The sequence below is a fragment of the Streptomyces sp. CB01249 genome, assembly GCF_001905735.1.
In the GTDB taxonomy this organism is placed as follows: domain Bacteria; phylum Actinomycetota; class Actinomycetes; order Streptomycetales; family Streptomycetaceae; genus Streptomyces.
The window spans coordinates 295,330-315,991 of sequence record NZ_LISW01000008.1 but is presented as its reverse complement, the minus strand read 5'-3'; the positions used below and the strand labels follow the sequence as shown (position 1 = coordinate 315,991).

The window sequence follows — 20,662 nt, the reverse complement described above, 5'->3', positions numbered from 1 at the left end:
CTCAACATCCGGCAGGCGATTGGTTCAAATCGAACCCCGTTCATAGGGCCAATGGCCCAACTTTCCGTCGCATCCCTCGGCCACGGCAGAGCCAACGGACCAGCCTCGGCCCTGCCCGTGGCTCAGGTCCAGGAAGTGAACGGCGGGCGGGCGGGGGCGGGGCCGAGCGTGGTGGTCCCGGGCTCGGCGCGGTGTCCGAGCCCGGTCCGGTACGCGTTCAGCGCCTCCTCCGTACGGCCCTCGCGGCGCATCAGGTCGCCGAGGAGCCGGCAGATGTCGGCGAGGTCCCCGGCGGCCCCGGTCTGTTCGAGCAGGGAGAGCGCGGTCGCGTAGTGCAGCTCGGCGGACTCGATGTCCCCGGCCTCCTCGGCGATCAGCCCGAGCAGGCGGTGGGCTCCGCCCGCGTGCAGCGCGCCACGGCCGTGCTGGAGACCGGCCAGCAGGGTCCCCAGCAGCTCCGCGGCCTCCTCCGACTTGCCGCTCCGGCGCAGGACGTCGGCGAGTTCGACCTCCACCTGGGAGACGTACAGGGCCGCCCGCTTGGAGACCAGCATCGACCGGGCGGTGCGCAGCGCCGCCTCCGCCTGGACGAGGTCGCCGTCCTGGGCGCAGACGTAGCCCCGCATCCAGTGGCAGTGCGCGAGTTCGGTCCGGATCTGCAGCTGCTCGTAGAGCTCGGTGGCGCGCGCCAGTGAGGTCCGGGCGTCGTCGGCCCTGCCTTCGGCGATCAGGGTGCGGGCCACGGTGCGGTGCATACCGGCCACGAGGGCGGGGTCGGAGACCCGGGGCACCAGGGCGAGCGCGAGTTCGGCGGCCTGCGCGGCGCGGGCGTGGGCGCCCATGTCCATGTACGGGGCGATGGAGGCCGTGTACAGCTGGAGCAGCGCGCCCGGATCGTGCAGCCCCGAGGTGTTCAGCTCGTCGATCGCGCTCTCCAGCAGATAGCAGGCGTAACGGAGTTCGCCCGCGAGGTAGTGCGCGATCGACCTGCCCCGGACGGCCCGGGCACGGGCCGGGAGGGGTTCGCGGGCCAGCGCGGCCTCCGCCGCCTCGAACCGGCCGACGGCCTCGGCGAGCTCGCCCGTCTCCAGCGCACACTCCCCCAGGCCGGTGAGCGCGGCACCCCGTTCCTGGACGAGCTCGTACGCGTCGGCCCTGCGGAGGATCTGCTCATAGGCGGCCCGCGCGTCCGCGGCGTCGCCCACCGCCAGCACCCGCTGTGCGTCGGTCAGCCCGACCCGCAGTTCCGCGACGAGATGGGTGGGCCTGCCCGTGGCCAGCTCCTCCCCGGCGACCCCGAGCCGTTCGGCGATGTACCGCAGGGCGGCCTCGGAGGGCCGCACCTTGCCGGCCTCCAGGGTCGAGACGTACGCGGCGGTGTACTCGGGCTCGGCGAGCTGCCGCTGGGTCAGCCCGCGCTCCTTGCGCAGGCTCTTCACACGTCGGCCGATCGCCGCGGGACCCCCGGGCCCGTCCGGCCGCCCGGCCTCGGAGCGGATCGTTGCATCGCCGTCGACCGGTACCCCGTCGGCCTGCGCCATGACAGCCCCTCGTTTCTCGTCCGCCGGTGGTCCCGGCGTTCGCCTGCGTCGGCCGGACTCGTCACCCGTGGGGGACTCGCATGTTCCCACAGAACCCCTTGTGCGCCCCCTTCGCACGACCTAGGTTAAGCGCCAACTCAAGCCCATTGAACCCACAACTTAACCCCTGCGGGTGCGAGGGAAGGATTGACATGCACACACTAAAGGCGGCCGCTCCGTCCACGAGCGTCGCGCTGCTGGCCCTCCTGGGGGCGGCGCTCGCCGCTCCCGCGTCGGCCGCGGACCCGGAGCCGACCGGGAAACCGCGCGTCGGCGTCGAGTACTTCCCCGAGCCGGGCGGCCCGGGGCACCGGACCGAGGTCCCGCTCACCACGGAGACGAAGCACGCCGCGGCCCGGACCGCTCCGTCCGCCGCGTCGACGACGGACGGAGCGGTCGGCCGGCTGTCCGTGACCGGCTCCTCGGACGACCGGCTCGACGTGGTGATCGTCGGCGACGGCTACACGGCCGGCGAGCAGGAGGCCTTCCACTCCGCGGCCGCCGCCAAGTGGGCGGACATCACCGCCATCGAGCCCTACGCCAGCTATCAGGGCCTGATGAACGTGTGGACGGTCGACGCCGTCTCCGCCGAGTCCGGCATCAGCGGCGACCCCACCGCGGACGTCGCCAAGGACACGGCCCTCGGCAGCTACTTCTGGTGCTCGCAGACCGAGCGGCTGATCTGTGCCGACATCGACAAGGTCGCCTCGTACGCGGCGAAGGCGCCGGACGCGGACCTGGTCGTCGTCGTCTCCCACTCCACCAAGTACGGCGGCGCCGGCTACTCGGGCCTGGAGGCCGAGGGCTATCCGTTCGACGGCGTCTCGACCCTCTCGTCCGACAACGAGCAGTCGAGCATGATCGCCGCCCACGAGATAGCCCACTCGGTGGGACTGCTGGCCGACGAGTACACCTACGACAGCTACGGCACCTGGACGGGCGGCGAGCTGCCGGACATCAACTCCAGCATCTACACCGCGGACCGGATGGCCGCCGACCGGAGCAAGTGGTACCGCTGGCTCGGCGAGACGGACCCCACGGGCGGGACCGTCGGCACGTACGAGGGCAGCAGCTACTACCCGTACGGGATCTACCGCCCGACCGCCAACTCGATCATGCGGGCCCTGGACATCCGGGACTTCAACCTCCCCGGACGCGAGGCCATGATCGCGGGCTTCTACCGCGAGGCCAACGCGCTGAGCAGCAGCACCCCTTCGGGCGCCACGATCCGGAGGACCGACCGGATCGAGGTGAAGCGGGCCGCGCTCGGCGCACTGGCCGCGCCCGAGCTGCGCTGGTACGTCGACGGGGTCCGGGTGAAGCGGGCCACGGGCCTGACCGCCGCCGCCCCCTCCTCGTTGGGGGTGCCCGGGGACGGCAGGACGCACACGGTCACGGTCGAGTCGGTGGACCGCACGAAGTCGGTCCGCGACCCCAAGATCCGCGCGGCGGCCACCGAGCGTCTGACCTGGAGGGTCAAGGCGTCCCGCCGGTAGAACCGCGTCGCTCCGTGGGCCTGCGCGGCGGCCGGCCGCCGCGCAGGTGTCTCCAGGAGGGCGCCGCTTGGTCTAGACATGTCAAATTGCCATCGCTACGCTCACCCTTGGTCTAGACCGCAGCACTCTCCGGACATCAACCCCACATCTCCAGGAGCGACGTATGCGCAAAAAGATCACCTCGTTACTGGCCGGGCTCGGGCTCGCCGGGGCGGCCCTGCTGGCCACCTCGGCCCCCGCCCAGAGCCACGGCTACACCGACTCGCCGATCAGCCGCCAGCAGCTCTGCGGCATCGGCACCGTCAAGCACTGCGGGCAGATCCAGTGGGAGCCGCCGAGCGTCGAGGGCCCCAAGGGCTTCCCCACCCGCGGCCCGGCCGACGGCCACATCTGCTCGGGCGGCATCGGCCGCTTCTCCGAACTGGACGACCCGCGCGGCGGCGCCTGGCCCGCCACCAAGGTCACCGCGGGCCAGAACTACACGTTCAACTGGCGGATCGAGGCCCGGCACGCCACGACCGACTTCCGCTACTACATCACCAAGGACGGCTACGACCCCACCAAGCCGCTCACCCGGGCCGACCTGGAGACGCAGCCGTTCCTCACGGTGCCCTTCGGCGGACGGCTGCCCGGCTCGACGGTCAGCCACTCCGGCGTACTGCCGCAGAAGTCCGGCAAGCACCTGATCCTCGGTGTGTGGACGATCTCCGACACCGGGAACGCGTTCTACGCCTGCTCCGACGTGCAGTTCTGACCGTCCGGCCCGTGCCCCGCGCCACCCGCCCGTGCGCGGGGCACATCCGGCCGCGACGGTGACGCGCGGCCCGCCGCGCACGGAGGCCGTTGATACAGTCGCTGGCCCCCGGAGTACGCACCGAAAGAGGCCGGCGAAGCATGGCGGTGGACGCGCTCGACACCCGTATCCTGCGGCTGCTCATCGAGCAGCCGCAGACGAGCGTGCGCGAGTACGCACGCATCCTGTCCATCGCCCGGGGCACCCTCCAGGCGCGCATCGACCGGCTGGAGCGCGACGGTGTGATCACCGGGAGCGGTCCCTTCCTCTCGCCCGCCGCGCTCGGCCACCCCGTCCTCGCCTTCGTGCACCTGGAGGTCACGCAGGGCCATCTGGACGAGGTCGGCGACGCGCTCGCCGCCGTGCCCGAGATCATCGAGGCGTTCTCGACCACGGGCGGCGGCGACCTGCTGACCCGGGTGGTCGCCCGGGACAACGGGCACCTGGAGGACGTCATCCAGCGGCTCATCCGGCTGCCCGGCGTGGTCCGGACCCGGACCGAGGTCGCGCTGCGCGAGCGCGTGCCGCACCGGCTGCTCCCCCTGGTCGAATCGCTGGGCGGCACCGCCCGTTGAGGAGGTCCGGTCATCCGGGCTCCGCGCGCCGGATATCCTGATCTTGCCGCGCTCCCCCACCCCGCTCTCGCTCCGGCGAGGCCGTCGCCGCGGCAGTCGGAGCGGTCCTCGGCCAGGCCCTGGGCCCGAGCCATCGAGATTGGTGTGCACAGGTGCTGGTTGCTGGTCGGTACCGGCTGATATCCGCCATCGGCCGGGGCGGAATGGGTGAGGTCTGGCGGGCCACCGACGAAGTCCTCGGCCGTGCCGTCGCCGTGAAGCTGCTCCTCGGCGAACACGCCGACGAGTCGGCCACCGCCCGGTTCCGCCTGGAGGCCCAGACCGCGGCCCGCCTGAGCCACCCTCATCTGGTGGCCGTCTTCGACTTCGGCGCCTGGGAGAACCGGCTCTTCCTCGTGATGGAGCTGGTCGAGGGCCGGAGCCTGGCGGATCTGCTGCTGGCCCAGGAACGGCTGGGCCCCGAACAGGCCGCCCGCATCGCGGGACAGGCTGCCGCCGGACTGGCCGCCGCGCACCGGCAGGGCATCGTCCACCGCGACATCAAGCCCGGGAACCTCATGCTGGACGGCGAAGGCACCGTCAAGATCGGGGACTTCGGCATCGCGCAGTTCGTGGACGACCCGTCCGCCGCGCTGACGACGACGGGCCACATCGTCGGGACGAGCCTCTACCTCGCCCCGGAGCGGGCGCTCGGCCGCACCGCCGACGCCGCGTCCGACATGTACTCGCTGGGCTGTGTCGTCTACCAACTGCTGCTCGGCGACCCGCCGTTCCGTTCGGACACCGCGACGGCCACCCTGTACCAGCACGTGGACACGCCCCCGGTGCCGCTGCGTCAGCGTGGCGTGGACGTCCCCGCCGCCTTCGACACGTATCTGCTCGGCCTGCTCGCCAAGCAGCCGGAGGACCGGCCCACCGCCCAGCAGGTCGCCGACTGGTTCCAGGGCGACGCCTGGCGCGGCCGCCCGGAACCGCTGCCCCCGCACCACCCGGCGCCCGCCCTCGCGCCCTTCCCCGCCGCACCCGCCGCTCCCGCACCGCTGCCCGGCGCGGACTCCGGTGCGCCGACCACGTACCGGCTGCCGCAGGCACCGGCGGGACACGCGCCGGCGCCCGCGCCCGGACAGGGGCACGGGCGGCGTGCGGCGCCCAGGAGCACGAAGGGCCGGCGGCGGACCGCCGGTGAGGCGATCCGGCGCCGGCCCCGGGTGGCCAGTGCCATCGCGGGTGCGATCGCCTTTCTGGCCGCCGTGTTCCTGGGGATGAGCCTGTTCTCCGGGCGGTGACTACCAGCGGCCGTGGACCGAGGCGCGGAACCGGCGGTCGTAGAGGTCGCGCACCGCGTCCAGCGTGCTCTGCGGAAGCGGGGCGAGCGCGGCGGCGGCCGCGTTGCCCCGGGCCTGCTCCGTCGAGCGGGCGCCGGGGATGACGCTGGTGACACCCGGCTGCTGGATGATCCAGCGCAGCGCCGTCTGCGCCGGGGTGGCGCCTTCGGGGGCGAGCGCGGCGAACTCGGCGGCGGCCGCCACACCGGTCGCGTAGTCGACGCCGGAGAAGGTCTCGCCCTGGTCGAACGCCTCACCGTGCCGGTTGTACGTGCGGTGGTCGCCGGGCGCGAAGACGGTGTCCGCGGTGTACTTGCCGGACAGCAGCCCGGAGGCCAGCGGGACCCGGGCGATGATGCCGACCCCGGCCGCCCGCGCCGCCGGCAGGACCTCGTCCAGCGGCTTGAGGCGGAACGGGTTGAGGATGATCTGGACGCTCGCCACACCCGGCCGGGCGATGGCCGTCAGCGCCTCGGCGCACGTCTCGACGCTGACCGCGTAGGCCGCGATCCGCTGCTCGGCGACGAGCGTGTCCAGCGCGTCGTACACCTCGTCGGAGGAGTAGACGGCGGTGGGCGGGCAGTGCAGCTGTACGAGATCGAGGGTGTCGACGCCCAGGTTGGCGCGGGAACGGTCGTTCCAGGCGCGGAAGTTGTCCAGGGTGTAGTTCTCCGGCACCTGGTCGACGCGGCGGCCCATCTTCGTGGCGACGAAGACCCCGGCGTCGGGCCGCTCCTTCAGATAGCGGCCGATGAGCTGTTCGCTGCGGCCGTCCCCGTAGACGTCCGCCGTGTCGAAGAAGGTGACCCCCGATTCGACGGCCGCGTCGAGCACCCCGAAGGCGTCCTCCTCGCGGACCTCGCCCCAGTCCCCGCCGAGTTGCCAGGTGCCCTGTCCGACGACCGACACGGTACGTCCGGTCCTGCCCAGTTCGCGCTGTTCCATGAGGATCATGCTACGTCCGCCCCGGTGTCCTGCCCGAGCGCGGTGAGCCGCGCCATCTCCTCGTCGGTGAGCCGCAGGGCGCCCGCCGCCACATTGGCCTCCAGGTGCTCGGGGTTGCCGGTGCCCGGGATGGCCAGGACGTGCGGACCCTGCTGGAGGGTCCACGCCAGCCGGACCTGGGCGGGCGAGGCGTCGTGGGCGCGGGCCACGTCGAGCAGTGCCTCGTGCTCCGCGACGGCCCCGGACTCGCGGCCGGCGCCCGCGATGGCGTAGAAGGGGACGAAGGCGATGCCCCGTTCACCGCACAGGCGCAGCACCTCCTGGGAGTCGGCGCGCCGCTCGCCGATGCCGTAGCGGTTCTGCACGCAGACGACGGGGGCGATGGCCAGGGCCTCGGTGATCTGCTCCGGCCAGACGTTGGAGAGGCCCAGGTGGCGGATGAGCCCTTCCTCGCGCAGTTCGGCCAGGGCGCCGAAGAGCTCGGAGACGGGGCGGTTGCCGTTCATCCGGAGGTTGACGACGTCGAGGTGGTCACGGCCGAGCTGACGGATGTTCTCCTGCACCCGGCCGCGCAGCTCCTCGGGGCGGGCCCAGTCCGTCCAGTCGCCGGAGGGGCCGCGGCCCGGGCCCACCTTGGTGGTGATGACCAGGTCGTCCGGGTAGGGGCCGAGCGCCCGGTTGATCAGCTCGTTGGCCGAGCGCAGGGGCGAGAAGTAGAAGGCCGCCGTGTCGATGTGGTTCACGCCGAGCTCGACGGCGCGGCGCAGCACCGCGACGGCCCGGTCCCGGTCGTGCGGGGTGCGCTCGTCGCTGAACGCCCGGCCGTTCTGGGTCAGCCGCATGGCGCCGAAGCCCATCCGGTTGACGGTCAGATCACCGAGCCGCCAGGTGCCGGCGGCCGCTGCGGTGAGGGAGTGCGAGGTCAAGGCGTGTGCCTTCCTTGTGGGTTCGGGCGGGACAACAGGTGAGGCATGAAGGAGGGCCAGAAGTGCTTGTGCGCCTGCCGATTCAGTGATATGCTCGCCTCGACAGTTGCGTGTAGATCACCGATCCGGTGAGAGTGCAGGATAACGTCCGCCTCCCCACCTGTCCATCCCTCATTTCCGCATGCGTTTCCCTCGGCGCGCCCGTCCGACTTGACGAGACTTGCCAACTCCCCTGCGGGCGCCCGCAGTTCGTTGACGGGGTCATGACCACATGTGAGTGTTCGGTCGCTCGATCACGGACCCCATGAGGAGCCTCGATGAAACGCAGACCGTTGACGGCCGGGACGACCCTGGCCGTCCTCGCCGGAATGCTGGTCGCCGTCAGCGGCCCGTCCGCCTCGGCGGATCCCACACCGCCGCCCGCCCCCAAGGCACTCACCACCGCCGTCACCGCCGCCGACAGGGCCGCGGCCAGCGGGCTCGACACCCTGGCCAAGGGCCCGGAGGAGCGCTACGAGCGCCGGATGGTCACCCCGTGGATCAACGGCCTCTACTCCGTCGCGTACGAGCGCACCTACCGCGGCCTGCCCGTGGTCGGCGGGGACGCCGTCGTGGTGGCCGACTCCAAGGGCCGGGTGCGCGGTTCGCAGTCGGCGGTCTCGCGGCGCATCAACGTGCCCACCACCGCGACCGTTTCCGCGAAGGCCGCGGAGGCCACCTCGCGCAAGCAGCTGCGCACGGTGGACGAGGTCGAGAGCCACCGGCTCGTCGTACGGGCCACCGACAAGCGCTCCCGGCTGGCCTGGGAGACCGTGCTCACGGGCCGGACCGCGAAGGCGCCCAGCCGGCTGCACGTGTTCGTGGACGCGGGCACCGGCGCGGTCATCGACAGCTATGACGACGTCCGGGCCGGCACCGGCAACAGCCAGTGGAACGGACCCAACCCGCTCACCATCAACACCACGTCGTCGGGCAGCAGTTACTCGCTGCGCGACCCGAACCGCCCCGGGCTCAGCTGCGCCGACTACAGCACCGGGAGCGTGTTCACCAAGTCCACCGACTCCTGGGGCACCGGCAACGCGTCCAGCAAGGAGACCGGCTGCGTCGACGTGATGTGGGCGGCCCAGCACGAGTGGGACATGCTGCGCGACTGGCTCGGGCGCAACGGGCACGACGGCAACGGCCGCAGCTGGCCGGTGAAGGTCGGCCTCAACGACGTCAACGCGTACTGGGACGGCTCCACGGTCTCCATCGGCCACAACCAGGCCAACCAGTGGATCGGCGCCATGGACGTCGTGGGCCACGAGTTCGGCCACGGCATCGACCAGTACACCCCCGGCGGCGCCAACAACGAGTCCGGGCTCGGCGAGGCCACCGGCGACATCATGGGCGCGCTCACCGAGGCGTACACCAACGAGCCGGCCCCGTACGACGATCCGGACTACACCGTCGGCGAGAAGATCAACCTCGTCGGCAACGGGCCGATCCGGATCATGTACAACCCCGGCCAGATCGGCGACCCGAACTGCTACAGCTCCTCCATACCCAGCACCGAGGAGCACGCGGCGGCCGGGCCCCTCAACCACTGGTTCTATCTGCTCGCCGAGGGCTCGAACCCCGGCGGCGGCAAGCCCTCCAGCCCCACCTGCAACAACTCGACGGTCACCGGTGTGGGCATCCAGAGCGCCGGCAAGGTGTTCTACGGCGGCATGCTCCTGAAGACCAGCGGCATGACGTACAAGCGCTACCGCACGGCCACCCTCACCGCTGCCAAGAACCTCGACGCCACCTGCACGCTGTACAACCGCGCCAAGGCGGCGTGGGACGCGGTCAGTGTGCCCGCCCAGAGCGGTGACCCGACCTGCTCGCCGAGCGGCAACAACGACTTCTCGCTCTCCCTGGACCCGGCCTCCGGCTCGGTGAAGCCCGGCAGCTCGGTGACGTCCACCGTCCGTACGACGATCTCGTCCGGCAGCGCCCAGACCGTGAACCTGTCGGCGAGCGGCCTGCCCGGCGGGGTCAGCGTCTCCTTCAGCCCGTCCTCGGTGCAGTCCGGCGCCACGTCCACGATGACCGTGTCGACCACGTCGGCCGCGGCCCCCGGCTCGTACACCTTCACCGTGAAGGGCGCGGGCACCCAGGAGCACACCGCCCAGTACACGCTGACCGTCAACGACGGCGGCGGCAACCCCGGCGGCACCGCGCCCGACATCAGCGTCGCCAACGTGCAGGCCCACCTCACCCAGTTCAACACCCTCGCCTCGCAGAACGGCGGCAACCGGCGGGCCGGCAGCAACGGATACACCGCCTCGCTCAACTATGTGAAGGGCAAGCTCCAGGCGGCCGGCTACACCGTCACCGAGCAGACCTGCGCCACCTGCACCTACACCGGCAAGAACCTCATCGCGGACTGGCCGGGCGGCCCCGCCGACAGCACCGTGATGTTCGGCGCCCACCTCGACAGCGTCTCCGCCGGGCCCGGGATCAACGACAACGGCTCCGGCTCGGCAACCCTGCTGGAGAACGCGCTCGCCCTCGCCCAGCAGAACCCGGCCATGACCAAGCACGTCCGGTTCGCCTGGTGGAACGGCGAGGAGCAGGGGCTCCAGGGCTCCAAGTACTACGTCAGCCAGCTGAGTTCGGCCCAGCGCAGCGCCATCACCGCGTACTACAACTTCGACATGGTCGCCTCGGTCAACGGCGGCTACTTCATCAACAACCTCAACTCGGCCGCCTCGGCGCCGATGAAGGAGTACTGGACCTCCCTCGGGCTCGCCCCGGAGGAGAACGTCGAGGGCCAGGGGCGCTCCGACGACTACTCCTTCCAGCAGGGCGGGATCGCCACCTCCGGCTACGCCACCGGCGCCAGTGACACGAAGACCTCGGCCCAGGCATCCAAGTGGGGCGGCACGGCGGGCCGTTCGTACGACCCCTGCTACCACCAGTCGTGCGACACCACCGCCAACATCAACGCCACCGCGCTCGACCGCAGCGCCGACGGGGTCGCGTACACGCTGTGGAAGACGGCAGTCGGCTCCACCGCGCCCGCCGACGACTTCTCCGTCTCGGTGAACCCGGTCTCGGGCAGCGTCCAGCCGGGCTCCTCGGTCACCGCGACCGTGTCCACGGCCACCACCAGCGGCTCCGCGCAGAGCGTGCGGCTGACGGCGTCCGGTGCGCCGAGCGGCGTCACCGTCTCCTTCTCGCCCACCTCCGTGCAGTCCGGGTCGTCGGCCACGATGACGGTCTCCGCGAGTGCCCAGGCCGCGGCGGGTACGTACACGCTCACCGTGACCGGTACCGGCACGGCCACGCACACCACCACGTACTCGCTGGTGATCGGTGGCGGCGGGAACTGCCAGCCCCGGCAGGTCGTGACCAACGGCGGCTTCGAGAACGGGACTTCGCCCTGGACGCAGACGAGCGGCGTCATCAACAACCGGACCTCCGAGAAGCCCGCGCACAGCGGCTCGTACCAGGCGTGGTTCGGCGGCTGGGGCAGCACGCACAGCGACACCGCCACCCAGTCGCTGACGGTTCCGGCCGGCTGCTCGACTTACCGGCTGTCGTTCTACCTGCGGACCGACACCGCCGAGACGCCGGACGGGAACGCGTACGACACGTTCACCGTGAAGCTGGGGTCGCGGACGCTGGCGACGTACTCGAATCTCGACGCCACCAACAGCTATGTGCTGAAGACCTTCGACGTCGCGTCGGCCGCCGGGCAGACGGTGACGCTGGGCTTCACCAGTAAGGAGGACGCCTACCTGCAGACCAGCTTCGTCGTGGACGATGTGGCCCTCGACGTGAGCTGATCCCACCGGGTGTGTGTACGGGGCGGGGCGTGGTCCACACGTCCCGCCCCCGCCTTTCCCCGTCCTCAGTGGACGACGGCGGCCAGTCTGCGGACGAACTCCTCGGTCTCCGTACTCCCGTCGGCGCGGCCGGCCAGCCGTCCGTGGAGTCCGCGCAGCTCCTGGCCGAGCAGGGTCGCGGGGTGCACCTCGGTGCTGTCCAGGACCGGTCCCGCCACCGCCGACGCGGCGGCCGGTTCGCCCGCGCAGACGTACGCGTCCGCCGTGCGGGCCAGGAACAGCTTGCGGGCCGAGTGCAGGCCCGGCGGCAGCAGCCGGATCGCGCTGCCGACCGCGTCCAGGGCGCGCAGCGCGTAGCGGCGCTCCCCCGTCGCGACGGCGAGGTCGCGCAGCGCGCCCGCCGCGCCGGACTCCACCCGCAGGCGCACGGAGGCGACGGAGAGCCAGGGCGCCTCCGCCTCGTCCCGCTCGTCGGCCAGGTCCATCTGCGCCCAGGCCCGGGCGATGTGGTGCAGGCTGCGGTCGGCGTCGCCGCGCACCGCGTGGCCGCGTGCCTGGTACAGATCGCTCATCGCCCCCGCCCAGTGCCGGCCCGCCGCGGCCGGGCGGATGGCCTCGCCGTACGCGAGGGCGGAGGGCCCGTCGCCCTCAAGCCGCGCCAGGGTGCTCATGTCGCTGAGCGCCGCGACCCGCACGCCGACATGGCCGGACATGGCCGCCCACACCAGGGACCGGTCCAGCCAGGCCATCGCCGTGCCGTTGCGCCCCCAGAGGAGCCTGAGGCAGCCGGCCGACTGCGCGTACTCGGCTGCCAGCGGGGCGAGTTGGCGCTGGTACGGGGCGGCCGGGAGCGCCATCCAGCGGAGCATCGCGTGCAGGGTGCGCTCGACCACGGCGGTGGCGCCGGGCCAGGCGTGCTCCTCGTCGGCGCGCAGGCAGACGGCGAGGAGCGCGGTCAGGGCGTGCACCGTGTCGGTGTCCAGGGCGGGGCGGCCCGCGGCCTCGGGCCCCAGGGCGCAGAACCGCGCGTGCAGGGCGACGACGTCGGCGAGGGCGGGGACCGTGCAGCCGTCGCGCCCGTGCAGCGGGCAGACCAGGCCGTACACCGGCAGCCGCCCGGGCAGGACGGTCCCCGGTGGGAGCATCGCCGGGAGCGCGCCGCCGGCGGGCTCGCCGGGCAGCGGGCCCTGCCGGACCGGGTCGGGCAGCGGTCCGGGCGCGAGGGGCGCCGCCTGAGCGCGCTCCCTCTCCTCGGCCTCCTCGCAGGCGGCGACGAGGTCCCCGTCGGCCTCCAGCAGCTGGTCCAGGCGGCGGGCCAGCGGGAGCGGGGTGCGGCGGCTGCCGTGTTCGAGTTTGCTGATGGCGGTGTGGTCGTAGCCGACCCGGGCGCCCACCTGGGCCTGGGTGAGACCGGCCCGCCTGCGCCGCAGCCGCAGCCGGGCGCCGAACGCCCGCCAGGCCTGGACACTCCGGGCGTCCGCGGGTGCGGGGCCCGTCATCTCGGTCACCTCGGGCCTCGTCGTGCCTGGTCAGCGGTGCTTCTCGCGCCTCGCTCACGGCTCATGCCCCGGAGGATAGCGAGGGGCCGGGTCCGCTGTCCCCGGAGCGGGAACAACATGTCCGGTAACAGGCGCGGGCGGGCGCGGTGCGGAGGCCCGGACGCCCCCGGTGCGCGCTCGGTGATTGCGGTGGCAACGATCAGCGCCGCCTCATTCACTCCTCGTACGCACCCCGTCATCAACTGAACCGACGCTGCGTCAGTTCCCGGGAACCGGGCGCTGTCAAGATGGCCGCAACGCGGACACTCGTGAGCTTTCCGTCGTCAACTGTTGTCCTCAAGGCCACCCGAACAAGCCGTCGGTGCACACCTATTGACGTGTCGTGAGCCGGGGGTGAAGTATCCCCATCGCCGGAGAGAGCGCTCTCCGGCTTCGTGTCGTGCACCCGTTCCGCGACTCAGGAGACAAGCCCCCATGTATGGACCCCCCTCGCTCCGCAGACCCGCACCTTCGACCGGAAGAAGACGCACCGGCGTACTGGCCGCCGTCGCCGGTCTCGTCGTCTCGCTCCTCGCCTTCGTGCCCTCCACCCCGGTCAGCGCGGCCCCTTCCCTGCTCTCGCAGGGCAAGACGGTGACCGTGTCCAGCCAGGAGGGCGACGGCACCCCCGCCACCGCCGCCGTCGACGGCGACAACGGCACCCGCTGGTCGAGCGCGTTCTCCGACCCGCAGTGGATCAAGGTCGACCTGGGCACCTCCGCCTCGGTCAGCCAGATCGCGCTGCGGTGGGAGGCCGCCTACGCCAAGAGCTACAAGATCGAGTTCTCCACGGACAACAGCACGTGGAGCACCGCCTACTCGACCACCACGGGCCCCGGCGGCAACGAGACGCTGAACGTCTCGGGCACCGCCCGCTACGTGCGGCTGACCGGTACCGCCCGCGCCACCGGCTACGGCTACTCGCTGTGGGAGTTCCAGGTGTTCGGCACCACCGGCGGCGACGGCGGCCCGCAGATCCCGGGCGGCGGTGACCTCGGCCCGAACGTCCTGGTCTTCGACCCGTCGACGCCCAACATCCAGGCCAAGGTGGACGAGATCTTCCACCAGCAGGAGTCGGCGCAGTTCGGCAACGGACGCTACGCGCTGATGTTCAAGCCGGGCACGTACAACAACATCAACGCGCAGATCGGCTTCTACACCTCGATCGCCGGTCTCGGCCTCAAGCCGGACGACACCACGTTCAACGGTGATGTCACCGTGGACGCGGGCTGGTTCAACGGCAACGCCACGCAGAACTTCTGGCGTTCGGCGGAGAACCTGGCGCTGAACCCGGTCAACGGCACCGACCGCTGGGCCGTCTCGCAGGCCGCTCCGTTCCGCCGGATGCACGTCAAGGGCGGCCTCAACCTCGCCCCGAACGGCTACGGCTGGGCGAGCGGCGGCTACATCGCCGACAGCAAGATCGACGGCCAGGTCGGCCCGTACTCGCAGCAGCAGTGGTACACCCGCGACAGCTCCATCGGCAGCTGGGGCAACGGCGTCTGGAACATGACGTTCTCCGGCGTCGAGGGCGCGCCCGCCCAGAGCTTCCCCGAGCCGCCCTACACCACCCTCCAGAACACCCCGGTCTCCCGCGAGAAGCCGTTCCTCTACCTGGACGGCAACGACTACAAGGTCTTCGTCCCCGCCAAGCGCACCAACGCGCGCGGCGTCTCCTGGAACGGGACCCCGCAGGGCGAGTCCATCCCGCTGAGCCAGTTCTACGTCGTCAAGCCGGGGGCCACCGCCGCCACCATCAACGCGGCCGTCCAGCAGGGCCTGCACCTGCTGTTCACGCCCGGCATCTACCACGTGAACCAGACGATCAACATCGACCGCGCGAACACGGTCGTGCTGGGCCTCGGCCTGGCGACGATCATCCCGGACAACGGGGTCACCGCCCTCAAGGTCGGTGACGTGGACGGCGTCAAGCTGGCCGGCCTCCTGGTCGACGCCGGTCCGCAGAACTCCCAGGTCCTCGTGCAGGTCGGCCCCGACGGCGCCTCCGCGAACCACTCCGCCAACCCGACCAGCGTCCAGGACGTGTTCATCCGGGTCGGCGGCGCCGGTGCCGGCAAGGCGACCACGGGCATGGTGATCAACAGCAACGACACGATCATCGACCACACCTGGCTGTGGCGCGCCGACCACGGCGAGGGCATCGGCTGGGAGACCAACCGCTCCGACTACGGCCTCCAGGTCAACGGCGACAACGTCCTGGCCACCGGACTCTTCGTCGAGCACTTCAACAAGTACGACGTCCGCTGGTCCGGCGAGAACGGCAAGACGATCTTCTTCCAGAACGAGAAGGCCTATGACGCCCCCAACCAGGCGGCCGTCCAGAACGGCAACATCAAGGGCTACGCCGCCTACAAGGTGGACGACTCGGTCAACACCCATGAGGGCTGGGGACTGGGGAGCTACTGCTACTTCAACGTCGACCCGAGCATCCGCCAGGACCACGGCTTCGAGGCCCCGGTCAAGTCCGGCGTGAAGTTCCACGACCTGATCGTCGTCTCGCTCGGCGGCCAGGGCCAGTACAACCACGTCATCAACGACACGGGTTCGCCGACCTCCGGGACCTCGACCGTGCCGTCGCAGGTGGTGTCCTACCCCTGACGGGGAGACGCAGGACATCCGGCACCTGAGGTGAACCGGCGCGGGGCCCGGCAGTCTGCCGGGCCCCGCGTCCGTCGTCCCGGTCCTCCGTCTACAGCAGACCGGACGGCGGCGGGCCGCCGAGTGTCTGCTCGGACCAGATGACCTTGCCCCGGTCGGTGTACCTGGCCCCCCAGCGCTCCGCGAACTGGGCGACGAGGAAGAGGCCCCGGCCGCCCTCGTCCGTCGTGGTGGCGTAGCGCAGGTGCGGGGAGGTGCTGCTGCAGTCCGACACCTCGCAGGTCAGGGCACGGTCGTAGAGCAGCCGGACCGTGATCGGCTCGGAGCCGTAGCGGATGGCGTTGGTGACGAGTTCGCTCAGGATGAGCTCGGTGACGAAACCCTCCTCGTCCAGGCCCCGGTCCGAGAGCCAGCGCATGGCCTGTTTGCGGATTCCGGCGACCGCGGCCGGGTCCGGGGGCACGTCCCACTGCACGCGCCGGGACGGGTCCAGGGTGCGGGTCCGGGCGACCAGCAGGGCCACGTCGTCGCTGGCACGGCTGGGCAGCATGGCCTCCAGCACGTCGTCGCAGGTCTCCTCGGGGGTGCGGTCGCGGTCGGCGAGCGAGCGGCGCAGCAACTCCATGCCGTCGTCGATGTCCCGGTCGCGGCGCTCCACCAGACCGTCCGTGTACAGGACGAGGCGGCTGCCCTCGGGTACGTCCAGCTCGGTCATCTCGAAGGGCATGCCGCCGATCCCGAGGGGCAGTCCGGCCGGGATCTCCGGGAAGCTGACCGTGCCGTCGGGCAGCACGAGCGCGGGCCCGGGATGGCCGGCCCTGGCGACCGTGCAGCGTCCGGACACGGCGTCGTAGATCGCGTACAGGCAGGTGGCACCGGTGATCGAGCCGCCGCCCGACTCCTCGTCCTGGTCCATCCTGACCACCAGTTCGTCCAGGTGGCCGAGGAGTTCGTCGGGCGCCAGGTCGAGCGTGGAGAAGTTGAGGACCGTCGTGCGCAGCCGGCCCATGGTGGCCGCCGCGTGCAGTCCGTGCCCGACGACGTCGCCGACGACGAGGGCGACCCGGGCGCCGGAGAGCGGGATCACGTCGAACCAGTCGCCGCCCACGCCCGCCTGCGCCGGGAGGTAGCGGTAGGCGACGTCCAGGGCGTTCTGCTCGGGCAGGCCGCGCGGGAGGAGGCTGCGCTGAAGGGTGACGGCCATCTCGTGCTCACGGGTGTAGCGGCGGGCGTTGTCGACGCTGACCGCGGCGCGGGCCACCAGTTCCTCGGCGAAGGAGAGGTCGTCCAGGTCGAAGGGGTCCTCGTTCTGCGCGCGCCAGAAGTTGGCGATGCCCAGGATGACGCCGCGGGCCCGCAGCGGGACCGAGAGCAGGGAGTGGTAGCCGTGCTCCAGGACGCGGTCGGCCTGTTCCGGCTCGGTCTCCCGCCACTGCCGGGAGGTGGCCAGGTCGGAGACGATCCAGGTGTGCCCGACGCCGGTGCCCAGGCCCTCGGCGGTGGCCGGCCGGTAGCCGATGACGCGGCCGGCCGGGAAGAGCGGGTGGTCCTCGGCGGAGGTGCGGACGGCGGTGCGGCGGAGGTCCAGGGTGTCGCCCGTGGGCGGTCTCGGCTCCCCGCCGCGCAGGACGGCGTCGGCCAGGTCGACCGTGACGCAGTCGGCGAATCCGGGGACGGCGACGTCGGCGAGCTCCTGGGCGGTGGTGGTGACGTCGAGGGTGGTCCCGATCAGGGCGCCCGCCCGGTAGAGGAGCGTCAGCCGTTCGCGTACGGTCTCGGCGCGGCCGGTGAGGGCCCGCAGCTCGGTGGTGTCGCGGAGGGTGGCGACCATGCCGGGCTGGCCGCCGCGCTCCTCGGTGGGGCGGAGGTTGACTGCGAGCAGCCGGTCCCCGGCGGGCCGCAGCTCGTCCGTGGCGACCTGCCCGGAGGACAGCAGCTCCGCGGTGCCGGAGGCGAGCCCGAGGTCGGTCACCGCGCGGCCCTCGGCGTCCGCCGGGAGGCCGAGCAGCCGCCGGGCCTCGTCGTTGGCGAGCAGCAGCCGGTGGTCGGCGCCGATGATGAGGACGCCCTCGCGCACGGCGTGCAGGACGGCGTCGTGGTGTTCGTACATCCGGGTCATCTCGGCCGGGCCGAGGCCGCGCGTCTGGCGGCTGAGGCGGCGGCCGACCAGGGCGGCGCCGGCCGCGGTGAGGGCGAGGGCGGCGACCCCGGCGCCGATGGTCAGCGGGATGCTCGGGTAAGCGAGCCGGTTGACGGCCTCGACCTTGATGCCGACCGCCACCAGTCCGGCCACGGAGCCGTCCCGGCGCTCGACGGGCACCAGCGAGGTGACCGCTCTGCCCCGGCTCCCCGTCACCGTGCGGGTGACCGCTTCCCCCGCGACCGCTTCCTTGTAGGGGCCGCTGATCCTCTTGCCGATGAGGGCGATGTCGCGGTGGGTGTAGCGGATGCCGTCGGTGCCGGCCACGACCACGTTCTCGACGCCGGTGCTCTGCCGGATCTCCTCGGCGCGGGGCTGGAGGACGGTGGTGGGGTTCTTGCTGTCGAGAGCCGCCGCGACGCCCGGGGCGTGGGCGAAGGTCTGCGCGACGCTCAGCGACTGGGTGCGGGCCGCGCTCATGCTGTCGCGGCGGCCCTGTACGACGAGGGCGACGACGGCGGCGGCGTCGAGCAGGATGACGATGCCGAGCATGAGGACGAAGAACTGTCCGGCGACGGTGCGGACGCTGAACATCGAGATCAGTCCGCGTCCCCGGGAGGTCCGCCCGCGGGGCGGCTTCGAGGGCGCGGGCGCGTCGCCGCCCGGGCGGCCGCCCTCGTGTCGCTGCGGACGCCGGGCGGAGCGGTGAAATATCGCCCGGAATCGACCTGTGCCACCCACATATCCAGGTTTAACACGGATCGTCGCAGGGCGATCGGTGTGCGGGACCGGTCCGCGTTCCCCGGCGGGCCGGTCCGGGCGCGATCGGGTGACGCGCGGGCGGCGGGCGCGTGCCCGGGCGCCGGGACCGGCGCCCGGGCCCGATGATCCGGAAATGGTGCCTGTATTCCTGACCAAGGCGGTCGAGCTGCTGCTCGGCCGGGAGAACCGCTCGCTGCATCTGAAGGCGGCGGGCTGGGCGACGGTGCTGCTCGCCGTGACGATGCTGGCCGGGTCCTGGCTGGTGGTCCTGGCCGAACGGCACGCGCCGGACGCCACGATCACGTCCTATCCGCGGGCGCTGTGGTGGTCGGTGGAGACGGCGACGACCGTCGGTTACGGGGATCTCTTCCCGGTGACGCTGTGGGGGCGGGTCGTGGCCGCCGTCGTGATGGGGGTCGGCATCACGACGTACGGGATGGTGACGGCCGCCCTCGCGACCTGGTTCGTCGGGCACGAGCAGCGGCGCCGCCACCGGTTGGCCGCCGAGGCCGGGCACGCCGCGCGCGAGATGCGGGACGAGACGGAGCGGCTGCTGCACGAGCGCTTCGACCGCATCGAGCGGCTGCTCGCCGACTCGGGACGCAGGCCGCCGGGCTGAGCGGCGGGGCGCTCCGGGTGTGAACGGCCCGGGGCCGGGCACGCCTCTTTCGATCACCCGCCCCCGGGGGCTCCGGAAACCGGCAGGATGTCGGTGTACAGGGCCGTCGTCCCGGCGGCGGTGCCGAGCGAGCAGAGGAGCCCCATGCGGGAGACGCGTGCAGAGCAGTCGCCGTCGGACGAGGAGACCGCTCCCGGCGCGGCCGAGGAGGCGCAGGTCATCGTGGTCGGCGCGGGCCCGGCCGGTTCGTCCGCCGCCTACCACCTCGCGCGGGCCGGGATCGATGTGCTGCTCCTGGAGAAGTCCCGCTTCCCCCGCGAGAAGGTGTGCGGGGACGGGCTGACCCCGCGCGCGGTGCACCAGCTGATCCGCATGGGCGTCGACATCCAGGCCCCGGGCTGGACCCGGTCGCGGGGGATGCGCTGGGTGGCCGGTCCCCGGCAGGTGGAGATCGACTGGCCGGCGCTGGGCGGCTTCCCGGACTTCGGGCTCACCCGCAGCCGCCACGACTTCGACGACATCCTGGCCCGGCACGCCGTCGCGGCCGGGGCCCGGCTGCGTACCGGGGTGAAGGTGAAGGAGCCGGTGACCGACCGGGCCGGGCGGATCACCGGGGTGTCGGCGGTGTCCGGCGCGGACACGGTGGTGCACCGGGCGCCCGTCGTGATCGCCGCCGACGGCGCCTCGGCCCGGATCGCGCTGGCCATGGGCCTGGAGCGGGACGCCAAGCGGCAGATCGCCACGGCCGCCCGGCGCTACTACCGCAGCCCGGAGCGCTCGCGGGAGGACTTCCTGGAGCTGTGGGCCGACCTCCGCTTCCCGAGGAGCGACGCGTATCTGCCGGGGTACGGCTGGATCTTCCCGATGGGCGACGGCCGGGTGAACGTCGGTCTGGGCGCGCTCCCCCACCGCCGGCACGGCAGTGCGGACCTGCGGGCCACGCTGGACCGGTGGCTCGCCCGTACGCCGGAGGAGTGGGGGCTGCGCGAGGAGAACGCCGAGGGGCCCGTGCGCAGCGCCGCCCTGCCGCTGGGCTTCAACCGCCACCCGCTGTACACCCGGGGGCTCCTGCTCGTCGGGGACTCCGGGGGCATGGTGAGCCCGTGGAACGGCGAGGGCATCGGGCAGGCGATGGAGGCGGGCGAGGTCGCCGCCGAGACGACGGCGCTCGCGCTGGCGCTGCCGCCGGGGCCGAGGCGGGAGCGGGCGCTGCGCCACTACCCGGCCGAGATGAACCGGCGCTGGGGCCGCTACTACCGGCTCGGCAACACGGCGGCCGATCTCGTCTTCAGCCGGTCGGGCTTCCAGCCGGTGCTGAACCGGTACGTGATGGGCTCGCCGGCGCTGCTCAACACCCTGGCCCGGCTGCTCACCAACCTCACGGAGCACCCCTCGCGCGACGCGATCGACCATGTCCTGAACACGGCGGTCCGCCTGGTGCCCACGCCGGGCGTCCGGCGACGCTGATCCGGAACGTGTCCGCCGTCCGACGGTGGACGCCCCCGTACACCAGATGTGAGAACCGAAGG

Annotated in this window: 13 protein-coding genes; 8 read left to right on the top strand and 5 right to left on the bottom strand. The window is 72.3% G+C overall.

The features are described from left to right. Positions 1-122 precede the first annotated feature (122 nt). The gene (locus AMK18_RS29890; protein WP_079199356.1) at positions 123-1,541 is read right to left on the bottom strand and encodes a helix-turn-helix domain-containing protein; all 1,419 of its coding nucleotides are present in this window, start codon (positions 1,539-1,541) and stop codon (positions 123-125) included. Between the two features lie 191 nt (positions 1,542-1,732). Here AMK18_RS29890 and AMK18_RS29885 point away from each other — a divergent pair, with 191 nt between their 5' ends. From AMK18_RS29885 to AMK18_RS29870, 4 genes are all read left to right on the top strand, one after another. Next, complete coding sequence (locus AMK18_RS29885; protein ID WP_073865229.1) at positions 1,733-3,076, top strand: M64 family metallopeptidase; 1,344 nt, start codon at positions 1,733-1,735, stop codon at positions 3,074-3,076. A gap of 163 nt (positions 3,077-3,239) precedes the next feature. Then, entirely contained in the window at positions 3,240-3,830 is a 591-nt protein-coding gene (locus tag AMK18_RS29880) for a lytic polysaccharide monooxygenase auxiliary activity family 9 protein (RefSeq protein WP_018106210.1), read from the top strand. A gap of 140 nt (positions 3,831-3,970) precedes the next feature. After that, positions 3,971-4,444: an Lrp/AsnC family transcriptional regulator gene (locus AMK18_RS29875; protein ID WP_018106209.1), complete on the top strand. Its 474-nt coding sequence runs from the start codon at positions 3,971-3,973 to the stop codon at positions 4,442-4,444. Positions 4,445-4,647: 203 nt separating this feature from the next. After that, positions 4,648-5,730 (top strand): serine/threonine-protein kinase, encoded by a 1,083-nt coding sequence (locus AMK18_RS29870; RefSeq protein WP_073865228.1) that lies wholly within the window; start codon positions 4,648-4,650, stop codon positions 5,728-5,730. Here AMK18_RS29870 and AMK18_RS29865 read toward each other — a convergent pair whose 3' ends face one another. Both AMK18_RS29865 and AMK18_RS29860 read right to left on the bottom strand, forming a co-directional pair. Further along, positions 5,731-6,723, bottom strand: a complete 993-nt coding sequence (locus AMK18_RS29865) for an aldo/keto reductase (protein WP_073865227.1) — start codon at positions 6,721-6,723, stop codon at positions 5,731-5,733. Then, positions 6,720-7,640 (bottom strand): aldo/keto reductase, encoded by a 921-nt coding sequence (locus AMK18_RS29860; RefSeq protein WP_073865226.1) that lies wholly within the window; start codon positions 7,638-7,640, stop codon positions 6,720-6,722. Before AMK18_RS29860 ends, AMK18_RS29865 begins: the two co-directional genes overlap by 4 nt. 332 nt (positions 7,641-7,972) lie before the next feature. On the opposite strand from AMK18_RS29860, the gene AMK18_RS29855 reads away from it, so the two are divergent. After that, positions 7,973-11,455, top strand: coding sequence for a M28 family peptidase (locus AMK18_RS29855; RefSeq protein ID WP_073865225.1), 3,483 nt, complete (start codon positions 7,973-7,975; stop codon positions 11,453-11,455). A gap of 65 nt (positions 11,456-11,520) precedes the next feature. Here the strand turns inward: AMK18_RS29855 and AMK18_RS29850 are convergent, their stop codons facing one another. Then, positions 11,521-12,954, bottom strand: a complete 1,434-nt coding sequence (locus tag AMK18_RS29850) for a helix-turn-helix domain-containing protein (protein WP_241836669.1) — start codon at positions 12,952-12,954, stop codon at positions 11,521-11,523. A 474-nt stretch (positions 12,955-13,428) separates the two neighbouring features. Between AMK18_RS29850 and AMK18_RS29845 the strand changes: the two genes are divergently transcribed. Further along, positions 13,429-15,612 carry a discoidin domain-containing protein gene (locus AMK18_RS29845; RefSeq protein ID WP_073865221.1) on the top strand — a complete coding sequence of 728 codons (2,184 nt, stop codon included), beginning with the start codon at positions 13,429-13,431 and terminating at the stop codon, positions 15,610-15,612. 91 nt (positions 15,613-15,703) lie between these two features. Here the strand turns inward: AMK18_RS29845 and AMK18_RS29840 are convergent, their stop codons facing one another. Then, positions 15,704-18,346, bottom strand: a complete 2,643-nt coding sequence (locus AMK18_RS29840; protein ID WP_073865219.1) for a SpoIIE family protein phosphatase — start codon at positions 18,344-18,346, stop codon at positions 15,704-15,706. 301 nt (positions 18,347-18,647) lie between these two features. On the opposite strand from AMK18_RS29840, the gene AMK18_RS29835 reads away from it, so the two are divergent. Together AMK18_RS29835 and AMK18_RS29830 are read left to right on the top strand one after the other, a co-directional pair. Next, entirely contained in the window at positions 18,648-19,133 is a 486-nt protein-coding gene (locus AMK18_RS29835; RefSeq protein ID WP_073865218.1) for a potassium channel family protein, read from the top strand. 144 nt (positions 19,134-19,277) lie between these two features. After that, the gene (locus AMK18_RS29830; protein ID WP_073865266.1) at positions 19,278-20,600 is read left to right on the top strand and encodes a geranylgeranyl reductase family protein; all 1,323 of its coding nucleotides are present in this window, start codon (positions 19,278-19,280) and stop codon (positions 20,598-20,600) included. Positions 20,601-20,662: the final 62 nt, after the last annotated feature.

Bases quoted from the DNA above. Each gene is read 5' to 3' on its own strand.
- AMK18_RS29870 (WP_073865228.1), top strand. From the start codon at position 4,648: ATGGGTGAGGTCTGGCGGGCCACCGACGAAGTCCTCGGCCGTGCCGTC.
- AMK18_RS29865 (WP_073865227.1), bottom strand. From the start codon at position 6,723: ATGATCCTCATGGAACAGCGCGAACTGGGCAGGACCGGACGTACCGTG.
- AMK18_RS29850 (WP_241836669.1), bottom strand. From the start codon at position 12,954: ATGACGGGCCCCGCACCCGCGGACGCCCGGAGTGTCCAGGCCTGGCGG.
- AMK18_RS29875 (WP_018106209.1), top strand. From the start codon at position 3,971: ATGGCGGTGGACGCGCTCGACACCCGTATCCTGCGGCTGCTCATCGAG.
- AMK18_RS29890 (WP_079199356.1), bottom strand. From the start codon at position 1,541: ATGGCGCAGGCCGACGGGGTACCGGTCGACGGCGATGCAACGATCCGC.
- AMK18_RS29845 (WP_073865221.1), top strand. From the start codon at position 13,429: ATGTATGGACCCCCCTCGCTCCGCAGACCCGCACCTTCGACCGGAAGA.
- AMK18_RS29830 (WP_073865266.1), top strand. From the start codon at position 19,278: ATGCGGGAGACGCGTGCAGAGCAGTCGCCGTCGGACGAGGAGACCGCT.
- AMK18_RS29835 (WP_073865218.1), top strand. From the start codon at position 18,648: ATGGTGCCTGTATTCCTGACCAAGGCGGTCGAGCTGCTGCTCGGCCGG.
- AMK18_RS29840 (WP_073865219.1), bottom strand. From the start codon at position 18,346: ATGTTCAGCGTCCGCACCGTCGCCGGACAGTTCTTCGTCCTCATGCTC.
- AMK18_RS29880 (WP_018106210.1), top strand. From the start codon at position 3,240: ATGCGCAAAAAGATCACCTCGTTACTGGCCGGGCTCGGGCTCGCCGGG.
- AMK18_RS29885 (WP_073865229.1), top strand. From the start codon at position 1,733: ATGCACACACTAAAGGCGGCCGCTCCGTCCACGAGCGTCGCGCTGCTG.